21 protein-coding genes are annotated in these 20,135 nt (G+C 62.1%); 13 read left to right on the top strand and 8 right to left on the bottom strand.

The window, feature by feature from the left end; translation table 11 throughout:
- A partial coding sequence (locus HU767_RS26665) for a carbon starvation CstA family protein (RefSeq protein ID WP_272972540.1) occupies positions 1-214 on the bottom strand: 214 nt, incomplete at its 3' end.
- A 313-nt stretch (positions 215-527) separates the two neighbouring features.
- Here HU767_RS26665 and HU767_RS26660 point away from each other — a divergent pair.
- On the top strand, positions 528-1,889 hold the full coding sequence (locus HU767_RS26660; protein WP_186710876.1) for a cache domain-containing protein: 1,362 nt from the start codon (positions 528-530) through the stop codon (positions 1,887-1,889).
- Between the two features lie 29 nt (positions 1,890-1,918).
- Positions 1,919-2,551 (top strand): response regulator transcription factor, encoded by a 633-nt coding sequence (locus tag HU767_RS26655; protein ID WP_186730920.1) that lies wholly within the window; start codon positions 1,919-1,921, stop codon positions 2,549-2,551.
- Between the two features lie 118 nt (positions 2,552-2,669).
- Here HU767_RS26655 and HU767_RS26650 read toward each other — a convergent pair whose 3' ends face one another.
- Both HU767_RS26650 and HU767_RS26645 read right to left on the bottom strand, forming a co-directional pair.
- Positions 2,670-3,536 (bottom strand): SDR family oxidoreductase, encoded by an 867-nt coding sequence (locus HU767_RS26650; protein ID WP_186730919.1) that lies wholly within the window; start codon positions 3,534-3,536, stop codon positions 2,670-2,672.
- Between the two features lie 47 nt (positions 3,537-3,583).
- Positions 3,584-4,810, bottom strand: a complete 1,227-nt coding sequence (locus HU767_RS26645; RefSeq protein ID WP_186730918.1) for an arabinose transporter — start codon at positions 4,808-4,810, stop codon at positions 3,584-3,586.
- Between the two features lie 141 nt (positions 4,811-4,951).
- Here HU767_RS26645 and HU767_RS26640 point away from each other — a divergent pair, with 141 nt between their 5' ends.
- Together HU767_RS26640 and HU767_RS26635 are read left to right on the top strand one after the other, a co-directional pair.
- On the top strand, positions 4,952-5,578 hold the full coding sequence (locus HU767_RS26640) for a TetR family transcriptional regulator (protein ID WP_186730917.1): 627 nt from the start codon (positions 4,952-4,954) through the stop codon (positions 5,576-5,578).
- A 67-nt stretch (positions 5,579-5,645) separates the two neighbouring features.
- Entirely contained in the window at positions 5,646-6,437 is a 792-nt protein-coding gene (locus tag HU767_RS26635; protein ID WP_186707424.1) for a transporter substrate-binding domain-containing protein, read from the top strand.
- A 357-nt stretch (positions 6,438-6,794) separates the two neighbouring features.
- Here HU767_RS26635 and HU767_RS26630 read toward each other — a convergent pair whose 3' ends face one another.
- Genes HU767_RS26630 through HU767_RS26620 form a run of 3 tightly spaced genes read right to left on the bottom strand, consistent with a single transcriptional unit; the run spans position 6,795 to position 9,708 of the window.
- The gene (locus HU767_RS26630) at positions 6,795-7,814 is read right to left on the bottom strand and encodes a TRAP transporter substrate-binding protein (protein WP_186730916.1); all 1,020 of its coding nucleotides are present in this window, start codon (positions 7,812-7,814) and stop codon (positions 6,795-6,797) included.
- Between the two features lie 56 nt (positions 7,815-7,870).
- Positions 7,871-9,151 (bottom strand): TRAP transporter large permease subunit, encoded by a 1,281-nt coding sequence (locus HU767_RS26625; protein ID WP_186730915.1) that lies wholly within the window; start codon positions 9,149-9,151, stop codon positions 7,871-7,873.
- Positions 9,148-9,708 carry a TRAP transporter small permease gene (locus tag HU767_RS26620; RefSeq protein ID WP_186730914.1) on the bottom strand — a complete coding sequence of 187 codons (561 nt, stop codon included), beginning with the start codon at positions 9,706-9,708 and terminating at the stop codon, positions 9,148-9,150. The genes HU767_RS26625 and HU767_RS26620 overlap by 4 nt, the downstream gene beginning before the upstream one ends.
- Positions 9,709-10,223: 515 nt before the next feature.
- On the opposite strand from HU767_RS26620, the gene HU767_RS26615 reads away from it, so the two are divergent.
- Positions 10,224-10,589: a hypothetical protein gene (locus HU767_RS26615; protein ID WP_238349527.1), complete on the top strand. Its 366-nt coding sequence runs from the start codon at positions 10,224-10,226 to the stop codon at positions 10,587-10,589.
- A 230-nt stretch (positions 10,590-10,819) separates the two neighbouring features.
- Here HU767_RS26615 and hpaR read toward each other — a convergent pair whose 3' ends face one another.
- Positions 10,820-11,242, bottom strand: a complete 423-nt coding sequence (gene hpaR, locus HU767_RS26610) for a homoprotocatechuate degradation operon regulator HpaR (RefSeq protein ID WP_186707419.1) — start codon at positions 11,240-11,242, stop codon at positions 10,820-10,822.
- A gap of 232 nt (positions 11,243-11,474) precedes the next feature.
- A complete protein-coding gene (hpaA, locus tag HU767_RS26605) occupies positions 11,475-12,380 on the bottom strand; it encodes a 4-hydroxyphenylacetate catabolism regulatory protein HpaA (protein ID WP_186707418.1) in 906 nt (301 codons plus the stop codon).
- 185 nt (positions 12,381-12,565) lie between these two features.
- On the opposite strand from hpaA, the gene HU767_RS26600 reads away from it, so the two are divergent.
- The 8 genes from HU767_RS26600 (at position 12,566) to hpaI (ending at position 20,026) form a co-directional block, all read left to right on the top strand.
- Positions 12,566-13,243, top strand: a complete 678-nt coding sequence (locus HU767_RS26600; protein WP_186730913.1) for a fumarylacetoacetate hydrolase family protein — start codon at positions 12,566-12,568, stop codon at positions 13,241-13,243.
- Positions 13,240-14,010 (top strand): fumarylacetoacetate hydrolase family protein, encoded by a 771-nt coding sequence (locus HU767_RS26595; protein WP_186730912.1) that lies wholly within the window; start codon positions 13,240-13,242, stop codon positions 14,008-14,010. Before HU767_RS26600 ends, HU767_RS26595 begins: the two co-directional genes overlap by 4 nt.
- A gap of 5 nt (positions 14,011-14,015) precedes the next feature.
- Positions 14,016-15,476: a 5-carboxymethyl-2-hydroxymuconate semialdehyde dehydrogenase gene (hpaE, locus tag HU767_RS26590; protein WP_186730911.1), complete on the top strand. Its 1,461-nt coding sequence runs from the start codon at positions 14,016-14,018 to the stop codon at positions 15,474-15,476.
- A 222-nt stretch (positions 15,477-15,698) separates the two neighbouring features.
- The gene (gene hpaD / locus HU767_RS26585) at positions 15,699-16,556 is read left to right on the top strand and encodes a 3,4-dihydroxyphenylacetate 2,3-dioxygenase (RefSeq protein ID WP_186730910.1); all 858 of its coding nucleotides are present in this window, start codon (positions 15,699-15,701) and stop codon (positions 16,554-16,556) included.
- A gap of 92 nt (positions 16,557-16,648) precedes the next feature.
- Positions 16,649-17,041: a 5-carboxymethyl-2-hydroxymuconate Delta-isomerase gene (locus HU767_RS26580; protein WP_186730909.1), complete on the top strand. Its 393-nt coding sequence runs from the start codon at positions 16,649-16,651 to the stop codon at positions 17,039-17,041.
- Between the two features lie 52 nt (positions 17,042-17,093).
- Positions 17,094-18,398, top strand: coding sequence for an MFS transporter (locus tag HU767_RS26575; RefSeq protein ID WP_186730908.1), 1,305 nt, complete (start codon positions 17,094-17,096; stop codon positions 18,396-18,398).
- A gap of 12 nt (positions 18,399-18,410) precedes the next feature.
- On the top strand, positions 18,411-19,214 hold the full coding sequence (gene hpaH, locus HU767_RS26570) for a 2-oxo-hept-4-ene-1,7-dioate hydratase (protein WP_186730907.1): 804 nt from the start codon (positions 18,411-18,413) through the stop codon (positions 19,212-19,214).
- Between the two features lie 14 nt (positions 19,215-19,228).
- On the top strand, positions 19,229-20,026 hold the full coding sequence (gene hpaI, locus HU767_RS26565) for a 4-hydroxy-2-oxoheptanedioate aldolase (protein ID WP_186730906.1): 798 nt from the start codon (positions 19,229-19,231) through the stop codon (positions 20,024-20,026).
- The last annotated feature ends 109 nt before the right edge of the window (positions 20,027-20,135 follow it).

Genomic DNA, 20,135 nt, shown 5'->3' with positions numbered 1-20,135 from the left:
CGGGGGTGGCCCGGCGCGCATCGAGTTGCATCACGTTGTTGGCGATGAAGAGGCTGTAGTAGCGGTAGGCGACCAGGTAGATGGCCACGGCGGCGACGACGATCCAGAGGGCGTTGATGGGTTCGCCGCGGCGCAAGGCCACGACACTCAACGCACAGGCTCCCAGAACAGCCACGGCAAACCAGGCGAGGTGTTTAACCAGACGGGTTGTCATTGCGTGTCTCCTGCCGATATCCAGTGGATTGCGGCGATTGTTTTTATAGTGTGCCCCGGCTATTCGGAGCCGACCCAATATCCCTGCAACGGGTCAACAAATAAATCCGTAGTACTACGTAGAACCCCAATTCCCCCTGTGGGAGCAAGGCTTGCCCGCGATAGCGTCGATACGGTTTTCCATAAACCGCGGCGCCTGCATCGCGAGCAAGCTTTGCTCCCACATGTCTTGCTCCACAGGTTTGTGCCGGGCAGGCTGGTTTGGCATATGATGCCGCCATTCGCCTCCCCGCCGAGCCCGGACAGGAGTACAGATGCTGCTCAAACACAAAATCGTCGCCCTCGGGATCTTGCCGCTGGTCCTGGCCATCGCGGTCATCTGCGCCCTGGTGATCTCGCTCAACCGCCAATTGGGCGATCAACAGGCGCAACTGATCGAAGACAGCATCCTGGCGAGCAAGCGCGCCGAACTGAAGAACTATGTCGAGATGGCGCAGAGCCTGATCGCCCCGCTGTATGACGACGGCCAGGGAGACGCGCGCGCGCAACAGCAGGTCCTGGAAGAACTGCGCAAGCTCAGCTTCGGCATCAACGGTTACTTTTTCGTGTATGACCGCCAGGGTCGCAGCCTCATGCATGCCCGCCAGTCGGAATTGGTCGGGCAGTACCTCTGGGACATGAAGGACCCCAAGGGCTTGCCGGTGATCCAGGCGCTGATCAGGAGCGCCGAGTCAGGCGATGGTTTCCAGCGCTACGCCTGGAACAAGCCCTCCTCCGGCCAGGTGACCGACAAGTTGGCCTACGTCGTGAGGCTCGACAAATGGGGCTGGACGCTTGGCACGGGGATCTACCTGGAGGATGTCGAACGCGCCACCCAACAAGCCCGTGACGAAGTCGCCCATGGCATCCACACCACCATGCAAGCCATCGCTGCCATCGCATTGGTAGCGGTCCTGCTGGTATTCGCCGGAGGCATGACCCTGAACGTCAGCGAACATCGCCTGGCGGACCAGAAGCTGCAGCGGCTGAACCAGCGCATCGTCAGCCTGCAGGAAGAAGAACGCTCACGGGTCTCTCGCGAACTTCATGACGGCATCAGCCAAGTGCTGGTGTCGATCAAGTTCCAGTTCGAACTGGCCAGCCATGTTTTGGAGAACGGTCAGGACAACGGCCTGGGTATCCTGAAGACCGCCACCGACCGGCTAGGCGACGCCATCGGCGAGATCCGTAGCATCTCCCACGACTTGCGCTCCTCCCTGCTCGACACCTTGGGGCTGCCCGCCGCCATCGGCCAGCTCGCCAGCGAATTCCAGCAGCGCAGCGGGCTGGAAGTGTCCTACCGCAGCAACGAATTCGATTGCCGCTTGGAAAATGGCGCCCCCGTCTCGCTGTTTCGCATTGCCCAAGAGGCCCTGACCAATATCGAGCGCCATGCCGGGGCGAAAAGCGTCGGCATCAGCCTATTCGGCTCCAGCCAGTCCCTGCGCCTGACGGTGGTCGATGACGGGATGGGGTTCAACGTCCCGCAAGTGGAACGCGGCCATGCCGGCATCGGCCTGCGTAACATCCGCGAACGGGTCGAGCATTTCGGCGGACGCCTGGAAGTGACGTCGGTGCCAGGCCGCAGCGAACTGGACATCCTGCTGCCCATGAACCTCTCGGTCACGCAAAGCTGATGCCCCCTCTCCAACCAGAGCACTTGCCGATGACCCTGCCTCCCGTGATTCGCGTCGCGCTGGTCGACGACCATTCCTTGGTCCGCGACGGCATCAGGGCCCTGCTCTCGGTGATGCCGCAACTGGACGTGGTAGGCGAAGCCGAGAACGGCGCACAGGCGATCGAAATGGTCGGTCGCTGCCAACCGGACCTGCTGCTGATGGACATCGGCCTCAAGGACAAGAACGGCCTTGAGCTGACCCGATTACTGGGCAAACAATACCCCAGCCTCAAGATCCTCATCCTCAGCATGTACGACAATTATGAGTACGTGAGCGAATCCGTACGCGCCGGCGCCAGCGGCTACGTGCTCAAGAACGCGCCATCGCGGGAAATCATCGCGGCCATCGAGGCCATCATCAGCGGCGGCACCTTCTACAGTGCCGAGATCGCCCAGCGGCTCGCCACCGACCCGCACAGCGACAACGAGCTGACGCCACGGGAGAGCCAAGTGCTGGCGAAAATGGTCCAGGGCCTGAACAACAAGGAAATGGCCCGCGAACTGGACATCAGCGTACGCACCGTCGAAACCCATCGCCTGAGCATCCGCCGCAAGCTGAACATCGACAAACCCGCGGCCCTGGTGAAATACGCGATCGACCACGGGATCATTTCCCGCTAGAGGCCCGCACAGCCCTTGTGGCGAGGGAGCTTGCTCCCGCTCGGTTGCGCAGCGACCGTAAAACATTGGGGTCGCTGCGCAACCCAGCGGGAGCAAGCTCCCTCGCCACAGGTACCCCTTATCCAGCGTAGTAACCAGGCAACTCAAGATCATCCAACAGGCCCGGGCCACTTGGCATCCATCCCAGCAAGGCACGGGTGTATTCGCTGGACACCGCCATGTTCGCCGCTGCCATGTGGGCAAACCAGCCGAAATGCTCGCGCTCCCGGGATTCGACCGGCAACCCCAGGCCACCACCGATCGCCTGGGCAATGGCCTTGAACGGCACGGCCTCCTCGGCGACGGCGTGGTAGACCGACTGCGTCACGCCCTGCTCCAGCGCAAGCCGATAGACCCGGGCGGCGTCCAGCCGGTGCACACCCGACCAACAGTGGCCGCCGTCTCCGAGATAGGCCGAGACGCCCGTCTCCCGGGCCAGGCGAATCAGCAGAGGCACGAATCCGTAGTCGCCGATGCCATGGACCGAGGGTGCCAGGCGTACGGTCGCGCACCGCACACCACGTTCGACCAGCGCCCGGGCCGCCGTTTCGGACTTACGCGGCGAAGCCGGGCTGGGCACCTCCAGCTCGCTCGCGCCCCGGGTCAAGCCCAGCAGGCCGGACGTCACCAGCAAAGGCCGCTCAGACCCTTGCAGCGCGCTGCCCAATACTTCGATGACATGGCGGTCCTGCTCAGCGTTCTCGGCAAACCGCGAGAAGTCATGATTGAACGCGGTGTGAATCACCGCATCCGCCGCCGAGGCGGCCTGGTGCAGGACGTCGAGGTCTTCCAACGTGCCGCGGACCACCTTCGCGCCGGTCGCGGCCAGCGCAGCGACCTTGTGCTCGGAACGGGCCAGGCCCGTGACCCGATAGCCGGCCCCCCTCAATTCCTGGACCACGGCAGACCCCACCCAGCCCGTGGCACCGGTAACGAATACATGCATGTTTCAAACTCCTGTTAAAACCAATCGAGGGAACACCACTGACGGACTCAAACCGGCTGCCGGCCTTGGCCCTCCGGCAGCAACAGCACCAGCGCCACGACAACGGCCAGCATCACCGCCACGGCCCCACCGAGGTAAACCGCGCCGATGCCCCACGTACCCGCCAACGCCCCGGCCAGCGGACTGCTGAGTCCCAGGGAGATGTCGAGGAAAGCGACATAGGCCCCCATGGCGAGACTGCGGTTCTGCGGCGGCGCACGCTTCACCGCCTCCACCCCGAAGCCCGGGAAAGCCAGGGAATAGCCGAAGCCGGTGAACGCCGCCCCCAAGCAGGCGATTGCCGCCGTGTCTGCCCCCCAGATCAACAACAGCCCAACGGCTTCGATCACCACGCAAACCAGGGCGACACGGGCCCCGCCGATCTTGTCGGGCAGGTGGCCAAAGAGCAGGCGCGCACCGATGAAGGCCAGGCCGAAGGCGGTGAACGCCAGGGAGGCATCGCCCCAAGCCCTGGCCGCGAACAACAGTGCGATAAAAGCTGTGATGACCCCAAAACCAACGCTGCAAAACGCCAACCCCATGCCTGGCACCCACACGGCCCCCATCACCTTGTAGAACGGTGCCCGCCGGGTCGCTGTAGGGGCGACCGCCCGCACACCTGAAACAATCAGCAGCGCCAGCAGCGGGACGAACACCGTGGCGACGGCAATGCCCGTGAACCCCCAACCGCCATTCAGCGCCACGCCGAACGGAGCGCCCAGGGCGTAGGCGCCGTACATGGCGATGCCATTCCAAGCCATGACCTTGCCGGCATGCTGCGCGCCCACCAGGCCCATGCCCCACCCCAGCGCGCCGGTGACAATGAGACTTTCCCCGAATGCCAGCAGCACACGTCCGCCCAACAGCAGCCAGACCGACGTCACAGGCGTGGCAACGAACGCCAGGGAAAGCAGATAGACCAACCCGGAAACCGCCGCCGTCACCAGGCCAACCATGACCGCGCGCTTGCCACCGCGCATGTCGGCGAAATTGCCGGCCCAGGCCCGTGACAACAGCGCCGCGACGAACTGCGCGCCGACCACCAGGCCAATCACCAGCGTGCCCATGCCCAGGGTGTCATGCAGGTGAAGAGGCAACACCGGCAATTGCATGCCCAGGGTCAGAAAACCGATGAACACCGTCAGCGTGAGCGGCAACAGCTTGAACACCGGATTGGCACCGAGGGATGCCTGGGGCACCGCAGAGGCACCGAGATGAATGTTTTCTTGAGTCATAACCCTACCCACGGAAAGGATGCGATGTGACGTTGAACGCGGCCTGTGGATCCCACTAGAATGCGATCAATTCGTCGCATTCAAGATACGAATAATCCGTCGCGTTTCCTATTCGCATTCCCTGTCGAGGTTCACGTCCGCATGTCCGATCGCCCAAGCCCGCAGATTTCCTCGCGCAAACAGCCGAAACAGGCACGCTCCACCGAGCTCGTCGCCGCCGTTCTGGAGGCGGCTGTTCAGGTTCTGGCGACCCAGGGCGCGACACGTTTCACGGTGGCCCGTGTTGCCGAGCGAGCGGGCGTCAGCGTCGGCTCGGTGTATCAGTACTTTCCGAACAAAGCGGCGATCCTGTTCCGCCTGCAAAGCGATGAATGGCGGCAAACCAGCGACATGCTGCGCGAGATTCTTGAAGACAACCGCAAGCCGCCCTTCGAGCGACTGCGCACCCTGGTGCGGGCGTTCATCCAGTCCGAATGCGACGAGGCCCAGATACGCGTCGCCCTCAACGACGCCGCACCGCTCTACCGCGACGCCCCCGAGCACCAGGCCGCGCGGCTGTCGGTGCAACAGTCGGTGGACGCTTTCATGCTGCAAGCCTTGCCAGACGCTCCTGTACAAACCCGTGCCCTCGCAGGTGACCTGGTGATCACCACGCTGAGCGCCGTGGGCAAGCGTTTTTCATCAGCGCCCCGCTCTCCCGTGGAGGTTGCCGTGTATAGCGACGCCATGGCCGATATGTTCTGCGCCTACCTGGAAAGCCTGCAGTGACAGCCGGCCGACACTTTTACTACACTCCCCGATCTTGTTTCCCTCCGCTACGAGACGTCCAATCCCTATGAAAACCATAACAAGCTCGATGACGTTCTGTGGCCTGTTGGCGCTCTCCAGCGGCGCCCTGGCCGAGCCGGCTCCCTCGCTGCTGGACCAGGTCCAGCAGCGCGGCGAACTGAAGGTCTGCACCACCGGCGACTACAAGCCCTACACCTTTAAAACCCAAGCTGGCGAATACGAAGGCATCGACATCGACATGGCGCGCTCACTGGCCGCCAGCCTCGGCGTCAAGGTGCAATGGGTGCAGACCACCTGGAAAACCCTGATGCCGGATATGGTTGCAGGCCAATGCGACATTGGTATGGGCGGGATTTCGGTGACGCTGGAGCGCCAGAAAAAGGCCTATTTCAGCTCCACCCTCGACGTGGATGGCAAGATCCCCCTGGTGCGTTGCGAAGACAAGGAGCGTTACCAGACCATCGAGCAGATGAACCAGCCGTCGGTGCGTCTTGTCGAGCCGGCGGGCGGCACCAACGAAGCCTTCGTCCGCGCGTTCCTGCCCAACGGCCAGCTCAGCTTCCACGACAACGTGACCATCTTCCAGCAACTGCTGGACAAGAAAGCCGACGTGATGATCACCGACGCGTCCGAAGCGCTCTACCAGCAAAAACTCAAGCCCGGCCTGTGCGCCGTCAACCCGACTCGCTACCTGCAATATGGCGAGAAGGCCTACCTGCTGCCACGGGATGACAACACCTGGAAAATGTACGTCGACCAATGGCTGCACCTGAGCAAGGCCAATGGCAGCTACCAGAAAGTGATTGGCCAGTGGCTGGCCGTTCCGGCCGCCCAGTAACCGTTCACTGACGAAACAAAAATCCCTGTGGGAGCCGAGCCTGCTCGCGATGGCGTCAGGTCAGCCACATTGATCTTGGCTGACACTCCGCTATCGCGAGCAGGCTCGCTCCCACCGGGATCTACGGCGTATGCAAATCCTGACTCCACCCAAAACAACTGTGGGAGCGGGCTTGCTCGCGAAAGCGGTGGGCCAGCTTGCAGTGATGCTGGATGTCCCGACGCATTCGCGAGCAAGCCCGCTCCCACCGGGATCCACGGCGTATGCAAGTCCTGAGTCCACCCCAAAACAACTGTGGGAGCACTCCCACAGGGTCGGATCTGTTCAGGCCTGACGCTGGTGTCAGGCCCATTCACCTCATTGCGCCGCCCGCACCTTGGCGATTTCGTCGTACATCGCTTTCACCAGGTCGCCATCCAGGGATTTGGCGAACTTGTCGATCACCGGCTGCACGCGCTCACGCATGCGATCTTTCTCGGCGGGGCTGATTTCATTGACGGTCATCGCAGCGGCCAATGTCGCCTTGGCCTTGTCCATGCTCGCCGCCGTGACTTCACGCTGGAATGTCTGCGCCTCGGCCGCGGCCGCGCGAATCATTGCCTTTTCATCGTCGTTGAGGCGATTCCAGGTTTTCTGGCTGATGATCAACGACTGCGGATTGAAGATGTGCCCGGTGACGGAAAGATACTTCTGCACCTCGTAGAACTTGTTGCCTTCAATCACCGTGAAAGGGTTTTCCTGGCCGTCGATGGTGTGCTGCTCAAGGCCGGTGTAGACCTCGGGGAACGCCATCGGCACCGGGTTGGCGCCCAGGGCGGTAAAGGTTTCCAGATAGATTGGCGACTGGATCACACGCAGTTTCAAGCCTTGCATGTCTTCCAGCTTGGTCACCGGGTGCTTGCTGTTGGTCAGGTTGCGAAAACCCAGGTCCCAATACCCCAGCCCTAGCAGCCCTTTACTGTCCAGTTGCGCCGCCAGTTTCTGCCCGACCGGCCCATCGATGACCGCATGGGCCTCATCGACGTTGTTGAACAGGAACGGGAAATCGAGCATGGCGTAATCCGGGGCCTGGGCGGCCAGGATGCCGGAGTTGAGCACGGTGATGTCCAGGGTGCCGCCCTGCAACGCTGACACCGTTTGCACGTCACCGCCCAGCGTACCGCCAGGGAACAGGCGGACCTTGATCTTGCCACCGCTCTTCTCGCTGAGCAGGTCGGCGAACTTCTGCGCGCCCTGGCCCTGGGGGTGTTCCTTGACGTTCTGGAAGGCGAATCGCAAGGTACGTTCGCGAATCTCATCCGCATGGCTGGCCACGCTGCCCAACAGCAAGCCCGTCGCGCACGCCCCGGCCAGCAGGGTTTTCATCAGTTTTCCCATGTCACTCTCCGATCGTTATTGTTTTTAAAGTCGAGCCACTACGGCTTGCACCGGTCTCAACCGGTGAAGAATTTCAACGGCCCCAGGACCAATTGCGGGAACAGGACCAGCAGGAACAGCACCGCAAGTTGCGCAAGCAGGAACGGCCACACGCCGCGAACGATTTCTTCGATATTGAGCTTGGAAACGCCGCTCACCACATTGAGCACAGTGCCCACAGGTGGGGTAATCAGGCCGATGGCCGTGTTGATCAGGAACAACACGCCAAAGTAGACCGGGTCGATGCCCGCCTGGGTGACCGCAGGCATAAGCACCGGTGTGAGGATGAGAATGCTTGGCGTCATGTCCATGACCGTACCAACCAGGATGATCATCAGCATGATCACCACCAACAGCAGGGTCGGGCTATCCATGAACGGCTCAAGCACCGCCGCCAATTGGCCCGGCAAGTCGGCAATGGTCACCAGCCAGGAAGAAACCATGGCGGCGGCGACCAGCAGCATTACCACCGAGGTGGTCTTGGCCGAAGACAGGATTACCCCATACAGCTGGCTGACTTTCATTTCCCGGTAGATCACCAGGGAGACGAATAGCGAATAGACCGCCGCCACCACTGCCGCTTCCGTCGGGGTGAAAATGCCGAATTTGAGGCCAAAAATAATGATGATCGGCAAGCCCATGGCCCAGCTGCCCTCGACCAGTGCCCGCAGGACCTCGGCGCGGGATTGCTTGGGTGGCGTCTCGACATTCTCGCTGCGGGAGACGAACCACCAAGCAATGGCGAGCGCCACGCCGAGCATGATTCCCGGCACGATGCCGGCCAGGAACAATTTGGAAATCGATACCCCGGACGCCACGCCAAAGACAATGAAGCCAATGCTCGGCGGAATGATCGGCGCGATAATGCCGCCGGCAGCAATCAAACCCGCCGAGCGTGCCCGGTTGTGCCCGGCCAGCACCATCATCGGCACCAGCAACGCCGCCAGTGCCGCCGCATCGGCCACGGCCGAACCGGACAGCGACGCCAGCAGGCAGGAGGCGATGATCGCCACGTAGCCCAGACCGCCGCGCTTGTGCCCCACCAGTGCCATGGCGATGTTGACGATGCGCTTGGACAGCCCGCCGACGTTCATGATTTCGCCGGCCAGCATGAAGAACGGCACGGCCATCAGCGGGAAACTGTCCGCGCCGTTGAGCAGGTTCTGGGCAATGATTTGCGCGTCGAACAGGTCCAGGTAAACCATCAACGCCACGCTGACCACCAGCAAGGCAAACGCGATGGGCATGCCCAGGGCCATGCTGCCTATCAGGGACCCGAGAAAGATAACCAGTGTCATGGGTGGGTACTCTTGATGGGGTCTGGGGCGGTGGCGTTATGGGTGATCAGCTCTGCGTCGTTGTCCTTGACCATCACCCACTCGTCATCCCCCAGCTTGCCGAACAGCGCCAGGTAGAGCTCGTAAAGCAGGATCGCTGCGGCACTGGCGCCGAACACCAGGCCGGCACCGTAGAACAGCGACATGGACAATCCTGACGCCGGGGCGACGACATTCAGGTTGATCGCTGCCTGTTGCCAACTGCCACTGAAAATCAGCCAGCAGATGTACAACATCAAAAGGTGACTGATGACCAGGCAGATACGCTTGCCTGCCGCCGGCAAGCGCTTGACCAGGCTGTCCATGCCCAGGTGGGCACGGTCCTTGAGCGCCACCAGGGCACCGAGAAAAATCATCCAGACAAAGAACCAGCGCGACAGCTCCTCCGACACACTGATGCCCGAGTTGAAGGCATAGCGCAGCACCACATTGCCGAACACCAGCACGATCATCGCGACCATGCACACCACGATCAGCAGCTTCAGCAGCTTGAAATACAGATCCACGACTTTTGTCATCTTGAAAACTCCGAGCTTGTCGAGCGCCGACATCCCGCTGGCGCGATAAGACCGCAACAACGTGGGTCGCTAGCGAATCAAACCTGGAAGGCTGGACGGTGCACTTGGAAGATGGATCAAGGAGACGGCGCGGGACGCTCGCAGACGGACTGCCATGGGATGTTCCTCTATTTTTATTATGGTCTCGGCCACATGGGACAAGACAGGTGCCGCTAAAATGTACCACCCGGTTAGTTTGGTCAATAACCCACGCAGGGATACACCGCAAAGCGTGCGATTATCGACCAGACAATTCACGGTTTTTCAACTCGTCGAGCACTCGGCAGCGCCTCGCCTCCCCATGCCTCAACAGGATTTGTATCGCTCTGTATAGGAAGCACGGCTTGATACGAAACGATAGATTTCGCCCCCGCCTCGCACACATCGTCGATACATCTGCGCGTTTAACTGTGATCACCGGACAGCAACACCTTCGCTGCCACGGACTTACTCAATCAAACGCAAGGAGAATCACCATGTTCAACTTCTCGAAACTGTCGTCCTTGGCAATCGCCCTGGCACTGGTTGGCGGTGTCGGCCTGGCGAACGCTGCCTCGGCAAAGAACGACCCGGCCCAGGCTGAGCATCAACTGGCTGAAGGCGGCTCTGATCGTTTGAGCCAGAATCGCGTGGCAGAGGGTGGCGCTGATCGGTTGAGCCAGAATCGCGTGGCTGAAGGTGGGGCTGATCGGTTGAGCCAGAATCGTGTGGCCGAAGGTGGGGCTGATCGGTTGAGCCAGAATCGTGTGGCTGAAGGTGGTTCCGATCGTTTGAGCCAGAATCGCGTGGCAGAGGGTGGTGCTGATCGGTTGCAGGAGCTGCGTGAACGCAGCCCGGTGTGAAGGAAGCGCTTCTGTGGCGAGGGAGCTTGCTCCCGCTGGGCTGCGTAGCAGCCCCCTGCCCACTCCCACGCGTTCAGGTGAGCTTTGCGACTGCTTCGCAGTCGAGCGGGAGCAAGCTCCCTCGCCACAAAAAGCTCAAAAGCTCAAGCCTCAATGGCCCAAAATTCAAGCCTCAAGCCTCAAGCCTCAAGCCTCAAGGCTCCGGACTCAGGACTCATGGCTCTCAAGCCTTATGGCTTGATGTTCTTCAACTCACCGAGCAACGCGAGCAATTGCTGCATCTTCTCCTCGCCAAATTGCTCTTCGATCCGCCGGTAGTTGCTTTCCATGCCCTCGCTCATGGACACGAAACATTGCTGGCCACGCTCGGTCAGGCCCACGAAGACCCGACGCTGGTCCTGGCTGGATTTCTGCCGACGCACCAACCCGTCACGCTCCAGGCGACTGAGCACACCGGTCATGCTCGGCTTGAGAATGCAGGCCTGATGGGCGAGCTGGTGGCTTTCCAACTCACCTTGCTGATGGAGGATGCGGATCACTCGCCACTGCTGTTCCGTGAGGTCATGCTGGTTCAGCGCCGGACGAAAAAAAGCCATCGCCGCTTCGCGGGCTTGCAACAGGGTCAGGGTCAAAGAGGGTCTGGGATTGGCCATGTTCGAACTGTGTGAATGGGCGAGTCGGCAGCTTAGTGTCGTCTCCAGGCTGCCGCAAGAAGCAAAGTCTCTCGGGAGCTTCTGTGGCGAGGGAGCTTGCTCCCGCTCGGCTGCGCAGCAGTCGTCAGTCTCGCCTGGTACACCGTGTCGAATGGTCTTGGGGCTGCTGCGCAGCCCAGCGGGAGCAAGCTCCCTCGCCACGGGACTATCTGCATAAAGTACGGCTGCGTTTTCAGCGCAACCCCGATTGCCGCTGACGATACTCCCCCGGCGTGAGTTGGGCGTAACGCTGGAAAAATCGGCTGAAATATGCCGGATCCTTGAAGCCGAGCTGGTAGCAGATTTCATTGGCCGAGCTGCCGGTGAACAACAAGAGGCGCTTGGCCTCCTGCATCAGCCGCTCCATGATCAGGCGCTTGGAGGGCAAATCGGCGATGCGTCGACACACGTCGTTGAGGCGCGCCTCGGTCACGCCGATGCCTTCGGCGTAGCGCGACAGCGGCCAATGCTGCAGGTAATGGGCCTCGATCAGCTCATTGAAGCGGTGAAAGATCTTCAGGTCTTCATGCCGCGCGGGCCTGGCTTCCAGGGAGTTGGAACACAAGCGCAGCAAGCTGATCATGATCAAACGCGTCAACCCATCCAGCGCCGCGCTACGCCCCGGATGCCCCGCCACTACCTCCTCGCTCAGTTCCTCGAACAAGTATTCCAACCGCCGCACCTCCCCTGCCTGCCCAGGCCCCAGTTGCGCCAAGGCCACGCAGGCGGCCGGCAGTTGCACGCCAGCCGGCGCCAGGCTCGGATCGGCGTCGATCAACTGCCATACCAGTTGCTGGCGCACCGTCAGCACATGCCCGTCGCTGTCGGCCTCGGTCACGAAGGCATGGGGAATGGTCGGCGGGGTGAGGAAAAACATCGGGCCGGATTCGACGTATTGCTGGTCATCGAGGTACACCCGCACGGTGCCGCTCTTGACGTAGTGCACCTGGAAGAACCGGTCGTGGCGATGCACCGGCATGTTGCGACCGAAAAAACCCGCCAGGTTGGCGAGGCGGTCGTAATGCACTTCGGCATCGCTGTAACGCTGGTCGTACACCTGACCAATGTTGATGTTCGGGATCGGCTGGCGCTCGGTCATCACGCAGTGCTCGTTTTTATTCTGATTCAGGTACCTGCCGCCCTCATCCTGCACCGAATCCGGCAAGGCAACCAGTGCCGGTCATTCTGTCACGCTTGACGATAGTTAACATCTTAATTATAACTATTAACACATTAACAATAACCGCAGAGCCCGCATCACTCTGCCATCGCCAGGAGACAAGCATGAGCCGTGCCCTGCATGACGTCGCGACCGGCACCCTGTTCGGGGTCGCGCTGAACTACCAGGGGCTGCTGAAACAGCGCCTCGCCGAGTTCGAGCAACCGCCCTACCAGAAGCCGCCGCTCAAGCCCGTGCTGTTCATCAAGACGCCCAATACCCGCAACCGGCACGACGCCGATGTGGTTCACCCAGGTGGCGGCGAAACGCTGCAACCAGGACCGGCCCTTGGCGTGGTGATAGGCAAATCGGCCAGCCGCGTCAGCGCCGCCGAGGCCATGGACTACGTGGCCGGCTACACCGTCGTCAATGAATTCAGCCTCCCGGAAGACAGCTATTACCGCCCCGCCGTCAAGGCCAAGTGCCGGGACGGCTTTTGCGCCATCGGTCCGGAACTGGTGCCGAGCGCCCAGGTGGCCGACCCCCACAGCCTGGCGATCATGCTGTACGTCAATGGCGAGGTCCGCCAGCAAAACAGCACGGCCAACTTCGTGCGCAACATTCCCCAGTTGATTGCCGAGATCAGCGAGTTCATGACTCTGCATGCCGGCGATGTGCTGATCACCGGCACGCCTGAGGGGCGGGTCGATGTGCTGCCCGGCGATCGCGTCGAAGTGGCCATCAGCGGCCTGGGTCGCCTGGTCAATACCGTCGTGGCCGAGGAAACAGGAGCAGGTTCATGAAACACGCGCGCATTCGTTTTGCAGGCCAGGATCACGCCGTCACCGTTGAAGCCCACAACGCCGTACGCCTGGCCGACGGTCGCCTGCTGGCCGAGGACCAGGTCCAGTGGCTGCCACCGGCCACCGGCAGCATGTTCGCCCTGGGCCTGAACTACGCCGATCACGCCGCCGAACTGGCGTTCAAGCCGCCGACCGAACCCCTGGCATTCATCAAGTCGCCTGGCACCTACACCGGCCACAACCAGACAACCTGGCGTCCCGACAATGTCGCCTACATGCATTACGAGTGCGAGCTGGTGGCGGTCATCGGCAAAGCCGCGCGCAACGTCAAGCGCGAGGATGCGCTGGGCTACCTGGCCGGCTACACCGTGTGCAACGACTACGCGATCCGCGATTACCTGGAAAACTACTACCGCCCCAACCTGCGGGTGAAGAACCGTGACGCGACCACGCCCGTCGGCCCCTGGATCATCGATGTGGCCGATGTGCCGGACCCGAGCAACCTGACGCTGCGCACCTGGATCAACGGCGAGCTGCGCCAGGAAGGCAGCACGAAGGACATGATTTTCGACATCCCCTACCTGATCGAATACCTGTCCAGCTTCATGACCCTGCAGCCCGGCGACATGATCGCCACCGGCACGCCGGAAGGCCTGGCGGACGTGGTGCCCGGTGACGAAGTGGTGGTGGAAGTGGAAGGCGTCGGTCGCCTGGTCAATCGAATTGTCAGCGAAGCCGAGTTCTTCGCATCCCGTAAAGAGGCTTGAGCAGCATGATCAAACATTGGATCAATGGCCGTGAGGTCGAAAGCAAAGACGTCTTCGTCAACTACAACCCGGCCACCGGGGAGGCCATCGGCGAAGTCGCCAGCGGCGGTGCCGAGGAAGTGGCCCAAGCGGTCGCGGCGGCCAAGGAAGCGTTTCCGAAATGGGCCAACACCCCGGCCAAGGAACGCGCCCGGCTGATGCGCAAGCTCGGAGAACTGATCGAGCAGAACGTGCCGAAGCTGGCCGAACTGGAAACCCTCGACACCGGTTTGCCGATCCACCAGACCAAGAACGTGCTGATTCCGCGCGCTTCCCACAACTTCGATTTCTTTGCCGAAGTCTGCACGCGAATGGACGGCCATACCTACCCGGTCGACGATCAGATGCTCAACTACACCCTGTACCAGCCGGTGGGTGTCTGCGCGTTGGTTTCGCCCTGGAACGTGCCGTTCATGACCGCGACCTGGAAGACCGCGCCATGCCTGGCGCTGGGCAACACGGCCGTGCTGAAGATGTCCGAGCTGTCGCCGTTGACCGCCAACGAACTGGGTCGCCTGGCGGTCGAGGCCGGCATTCCCAACGGCGTGTTGAACGTGATCCAGGGTTATGGCGCCACGGCCGGCGATGCGCTGGTGCGTCATCCGGACGTGCGGGCGATTTCTTTCACCGGGGGTACCGCCACCGGCAAGAAAATCATGCAGACCGCCGGGTTGAAAAAGTACTCGATGGAACTGGGTGGAAAATCGCCGGTGCTGATCTTCGAAGACGCCGACCTCGAACGCGCCCTCGACGCCGCGCTGTTCACGATTTTTTCCCTCAATGGCGAACGCTGCACCGCTGGCAGTCGGATCTTCATCCAGGAAAGCGTCTACCCGCAGTTCGTCGCCGAGTTCGCCGCCCGTGCCAAACGCTTGATCGTCGGTGATCCGCAAGACCCGAAAACCCAGGTCGGCTCGATGATCACCCAGGGCCATTACGACAAGGTCACCGGCTACATCAAGATCGGCCTCGAAGAAGGCGCCACGCTCTTGGCCGGTGGCCTGGAACGCCCGGCCAACCTGCCGGCCCACTTGAGCCGCGGCCAGTTCATCCAGCCGACCGTGTTCGCCGACGTCAACAACAAGATGCGCATCGCCCAGGAAGAAATCTTCGGCCCGGTGGTGTGCCTGATCCCGTTCAAGGACGAAGCCGAAGCCTTGCAGCTGGCCAACGACACCGAATACGGGCTGGCCTCGTACATCTGGACCCAGGACATCGGCAAGGCCCATCGCCTGGCCCACGGCATCGAGGCCGGCATGGTGTTCATCAACAGCCAGAACGTGCGCGACCTGCGCCAGCCTTTCGGCGGCGTAAAGGGTTCCGGAACCGGCCGCGAAGGCGGACAGTACAGCTTTGAAGTGTTTGCCGAGATCAAGAACGTTTGCATCTCCATGGGCAGTCATCACATACCGCGGTGGGGGGTGTGACCCAGATCGGGTGATCCCTCTGTAGCAGGTGATGCATCTGCGGCAAGAGATACACCCTGTGGCGAGGGAGCTTGCTCCCGCTGGGCTGCGAAGCGGCCCCGCTTTTTCCTGGCGATTGCTGCGCAATCGAGCGGGAGCAAGCTCCCTCGCCACAAGCGCTCATCGGCAAGACTTGATTCACCGTTTCAAGATCAACAAGAACAACATTTCAGGAGAATCATCATGGGCGAAGTCGTCCTGGCTGCGAAAATCTGCCACGTTCCCTCGATGTACCTGTCGGAGCTGCCCGGCAAGCACCACGGTTGCCGCGCCGCCGCGATTGCCGGCCACAAGGAAATCGGCCGTCGCGCCCGTGAGCTGGGCGCCGACACGGCCGTGGTGTTCGACGTGCACTGGCTGGTCAACAGCGCCTATCACGTCAACAGCGGCGAGCACTTCAAGGGCGTCTACACCAGCAACGAGCTACCGCACTTCATCAAGAACATGGAGTACGAATACGCAGGCGCGCCGGAACTGGGCGAACTGATCGCCGCCGAGGCCAATGCCGTGGATGTGCGCACCCTGGCCCACAACATTCCTAGCCTGGAGCTGGAATACGGCACCCTAGTGCCCATGCGCTACATGCACATGGATATCCCCCAAGCGCAGAAATTCAACGTCGTGTCCATTGCCGCCTGGTGCGCCTGGCATCGCCTGCAAGACAGCTTCGCCTTCGGCGCCGCGGTGCGCCGGGCCATCGAAAAAAGCGATCGCAAGGTGCTGGTGCTGGCGTCCGGTTCGTTGTCCCACCGTTTCTCCGATGATCGCAACGCCGAAGCCAACATCCACAACTGGACGCGGGAATTCGACAAGCAGGTGGACCTGCACGTCGTCGACATGTGGCGCCAGGGCCGCTGGAAAGAGTTCTGCGCCATGCTCCCGGACTACGCCGAACACTGCTTTGGCGAAGGCAAGATGCATGACACCGCGATGCTGCTGGGGCTGCTCGGCGGACCGGACTACGACAAGCCTGCCGAAATCATCACCGAGCCGTTCGGCAGCTCCGGCACCGGACAGATCAATGCCATTTTTCCAGTCTGAATAGAGCAGCTGCAAGCCGCAAGCTACAAGCTGACCGCGTTCAACTTGCCGCTTGCAGCTGACAACTCAAAACTACCGACCCAGGAGGCCCCATGCCGCATTTCATCGCTGAATACACCGATAACATCGAACGCCAAGCCGACCTCCCCGGCCTGTTTGAAAAGGTCCATGCCGTGCTGGGCGACAGCGGCGTTTTCCCCCTGGGCGGCATCCGCAGCCGCGGCGTACGCCTGGACACCTGGCGCATGGCCGACGGTAAGCATGACTACGCCTTCGTGCACATGACCTTGAAAGTCGGCCACGGTCGCGACCTGGCCACCCGCCAGAAAGTCGCGGAAAAACTCTTCGAGGTCATCACTGCGCACTTCGCCGAACTCCAGGCCCAACGCCTGCTGGCCCTGTCGTTCGAGATGATCGAGCTGCACGAACAACTCAACTTCAAGGCCAACAACGTCCACGCCTTCCTCAAGGGCCAGGCCAGCTGAATCCGTCTGCCCCGCCCTTCCCATCGGCCTCTCTGACAAAAAGTACAAGATCATGAGCACAGCCAATACCGCCGACACTGTCGGCACCATCGCCCACGACCGCACCCACGCCACCATCACCTGGCGATTGATGCCGCTGCTGCTGGTCTGTTACCTCTTCGCCCACCTGGACCGCATCAACATCGGCTTCGCGAAGATGCAGATGAGCGCCGACCTGCAGTTCAGCGACACGGTCTACGGCTTCGGCGCCGGCTTGTTCTTCATCGCCTATGCGCTGTTTGGCGTGCCCAGCAACATGGCCCTGGACCGGGTCGGCCCGCGGCGCTGGATCGCTACCCTGATGGTAGTCTGGGGCGCCTTGTCCACCGGCATGTTCCTCATCGAAAGCGCCGCCGGTTTCTACGTGCTGCGCTTTCTGCTGGGCGTGGCCGAGGCCGGTTTCTTTCCCGGCATCCTGGTCTTTCTCAACCGCTGGTATCCGGCCCGGCGCCGGGCCCAGGTGACGGCGTTGTTCGCCATCGCGGTGCCAATGGCCGGGGTGATTGGCGGGCCCTTGTCCGGCGGTATTCTCGAGCATTTCCATGACCTTGGCGGCCTGCGCGGCTGGCAGTGGATGTTCGTCATCGAAGGATTGCCGGTAATCCTGCTCGGCTTGGTTGTGCTCAAGTGCCTGCCGGACAGTTTCGAGGCGGTCAACTGGCTGACACCCCAGGCCAAGCAACAGCTGCGCGAACAACTGAGCCTTGAAGAGCAGCGCAAATCCATCACCTCGTTCTCGGCGATTCTCAACAACCCACAAGTCTGGTTGTTGGTGGCGGTGTACTTCGCCGTGATGCTGGCGGTGAACACCCTGGCGTTCTGGATGCCGACCCTGATCCACGGTGCCGGCATCGGCAGCGACGGCAAGGTCGGGCTGCTCAGCGCGGTGCCCTACCTGGCCGGCTGCTTCTTCATGATCGGCTGCGGGCGCTCCTCCGACCGCCATCGCGAACGCCGCTGGCACCTGTGCGTGCCGCTGTTGATGGCCGCGCTGGGCATCGCGGTCGCCGGGCTTTCCCCTGGCAACCCAACCCTGGTGCTCAGCGGCCTGATCGTCGCCGGCATGGGCGCCAGTGCGGCGTTGCCGATGTTCTGGCAATTGCCGCCAGCCTTCCTGTCCAACGGCACCCAGGCCGCCGGCATCGCCCTGATCAGCTCCTTCGGCAGCATCGCCTCATTCTTCGCGCCCTACTTGATCGGCTGGATGCGCGACACCACCCAGAGCGCCAGCCTCGCCCTGTACGTGCTGGCCCTGCTCATCGCCCTTGGCGGCTTGCTGGTGCTGCGCACCCGGGCTGCCATCGTCAATCCTCAATAAGAGACCCTTGCCATGCTTGACCAGACTTTCATCCAGCAAGCCGCCGCGCGCCTCGACCAGGCCGAACGCACCCGTGAGCAGGTGCGACAGTTTTCCCTCGAGCACCCGGCCATCACCCTTGAGGACGCCTACGCCATCCAGCGCGCCTGGGTCGCGCAAAAGATCAAGGACGGGCGCAAGCTGGTCGGCCACAAGATCGGCCTGACCTCCCGGGCCATGCAGGTGTCGTCGAACATCACCGAGCCGGACTACGGCGCGCTGCTCGACGACATGTTTTTCGATGAAGGCACCGACATCCCGTTCGAGCGCTTCATCGTGCCACGGGTGGAAGTGGAGCTGGCGTTCATCCTCGGCAAGCCGTTGAAAGGCCCGAACGTAACGGTGTTCGACGTGCTCGACGCTACCGAATGGGTGATCCCGGCGCTGGAAATCATCGATGCGCGCATCCAGCAGGTCGACCCACACACCAAGGCGACCCGCAAGGTCTTCGACACCATTTCCGACAACGCCGCCAATGCCGGGGTGGTCATGGGCGGTCGTGCCGTGCGCCCGACCGAGATCGACCTGCGCAAGGTGCCGGCGGTGCTCTACCGCAACGGCGTGATCGAGGAATCCGGCGTCTCGGCGGCGGTGCTCAATCACCCGGCCAAAGGCGTGGCCTGGCTGGCGAACAAGCTGGCGGCCTATGACGTCACCCTGCAACCGGGACAGATCATCCTCGGCGGTTCCTTCACCCGCCCCGTGGCCGCCAACCCCGGCGATACCTTCCATGTCGACTACGACATGCTCGGTTCCATCGCCTGCCGTTTCGTCTGATCGGAGACCGCCTCATGGACATGCCCATCAATACCTTCAAGCAACGCCTGCGCAGCGGCGAAGCGCAGATCGGCCTCTGGCTGGGGTTGGCCGATGCCTACTGTGCGGAGCTGGCGGCCAATGCCGGCTTCGACTGGCTGCTGATCGACGGCGAACACGCGCCGAATGACTTGCGCACCTTGCTCGGCCAGCTCCAGGCCGTGGCGCCCTACCCCAGCCAGCCGGTGATACGCCCGGTGATCGGTGACACGGCGCTGATCAAGCAAGTGCTCGATATTGGCGTGCAGACCCTGCTGGTGCCGATGGTGGAAAGCGCCGGCCAGGCACGCGAACTGGTGCGTGCCATCCACTACCCGCCCCACGGTGTCCGCGGTGTCGGCAGTGCGCTGGCCCGGGCGTCCCGCTGGAACAGCATCCCCGGCTACCTCGACAAGGCCGATGAACAGATGTGCCTGTTGGTGCAGATCGAGAGCCGCGAGGGCCTGGCCAACCTGGATGCCATTGCCGCGGTGGACGGTGTGGATGGGGTCTTCATCGGCCCGGCGGACCTGAGCGCGTCCATGGGGTTTCGCGGCAACCCCGGCCACCCGGATGTGCAAGCGGCCATCGAAGACGCCATCGCCCGCATCCGCCAGGCCGGCAAGGCTGCCGGGATTCTCAGCGCCGATGAAAAACTGGCCCGGCGTTACCTCGAGCTAGGCGCGGCGTTTGTCGCGGTGGGCGTGGATACGACAGTGTTGATGCGGGGCTTGCAGACACTGGCGGCGACGTTCAAGGACGTAGCGAAGCCCGCGGTTGGGGGCGTGTACTGACTGACGTTGCCGGATACCCTGTGGCGAGGGAGCTTGCTCCCGCTGGACTGCGCAGCAGGCCCAAAATCTTGAGTTTACTGCCGGATTCAAGGGGGCCGCTTCGCGGCCC

The organism is Pseudomonas sp. SWRI179, assembly GCF_014268705.1.
Taxonomy (GTDB): Bacteria; Pseudomonadota; Gammaproteobacteria; order Pseudomonadales; family Pseudomonadaceae; genus Aquipseudomonas; species Aquipseudomonas zanjanensis.
The sequence above is the reverse complement of the archived record's forward strand: the minus strand, read 5'-3'. Positions and strand labels throughout refer to the sequence as shown.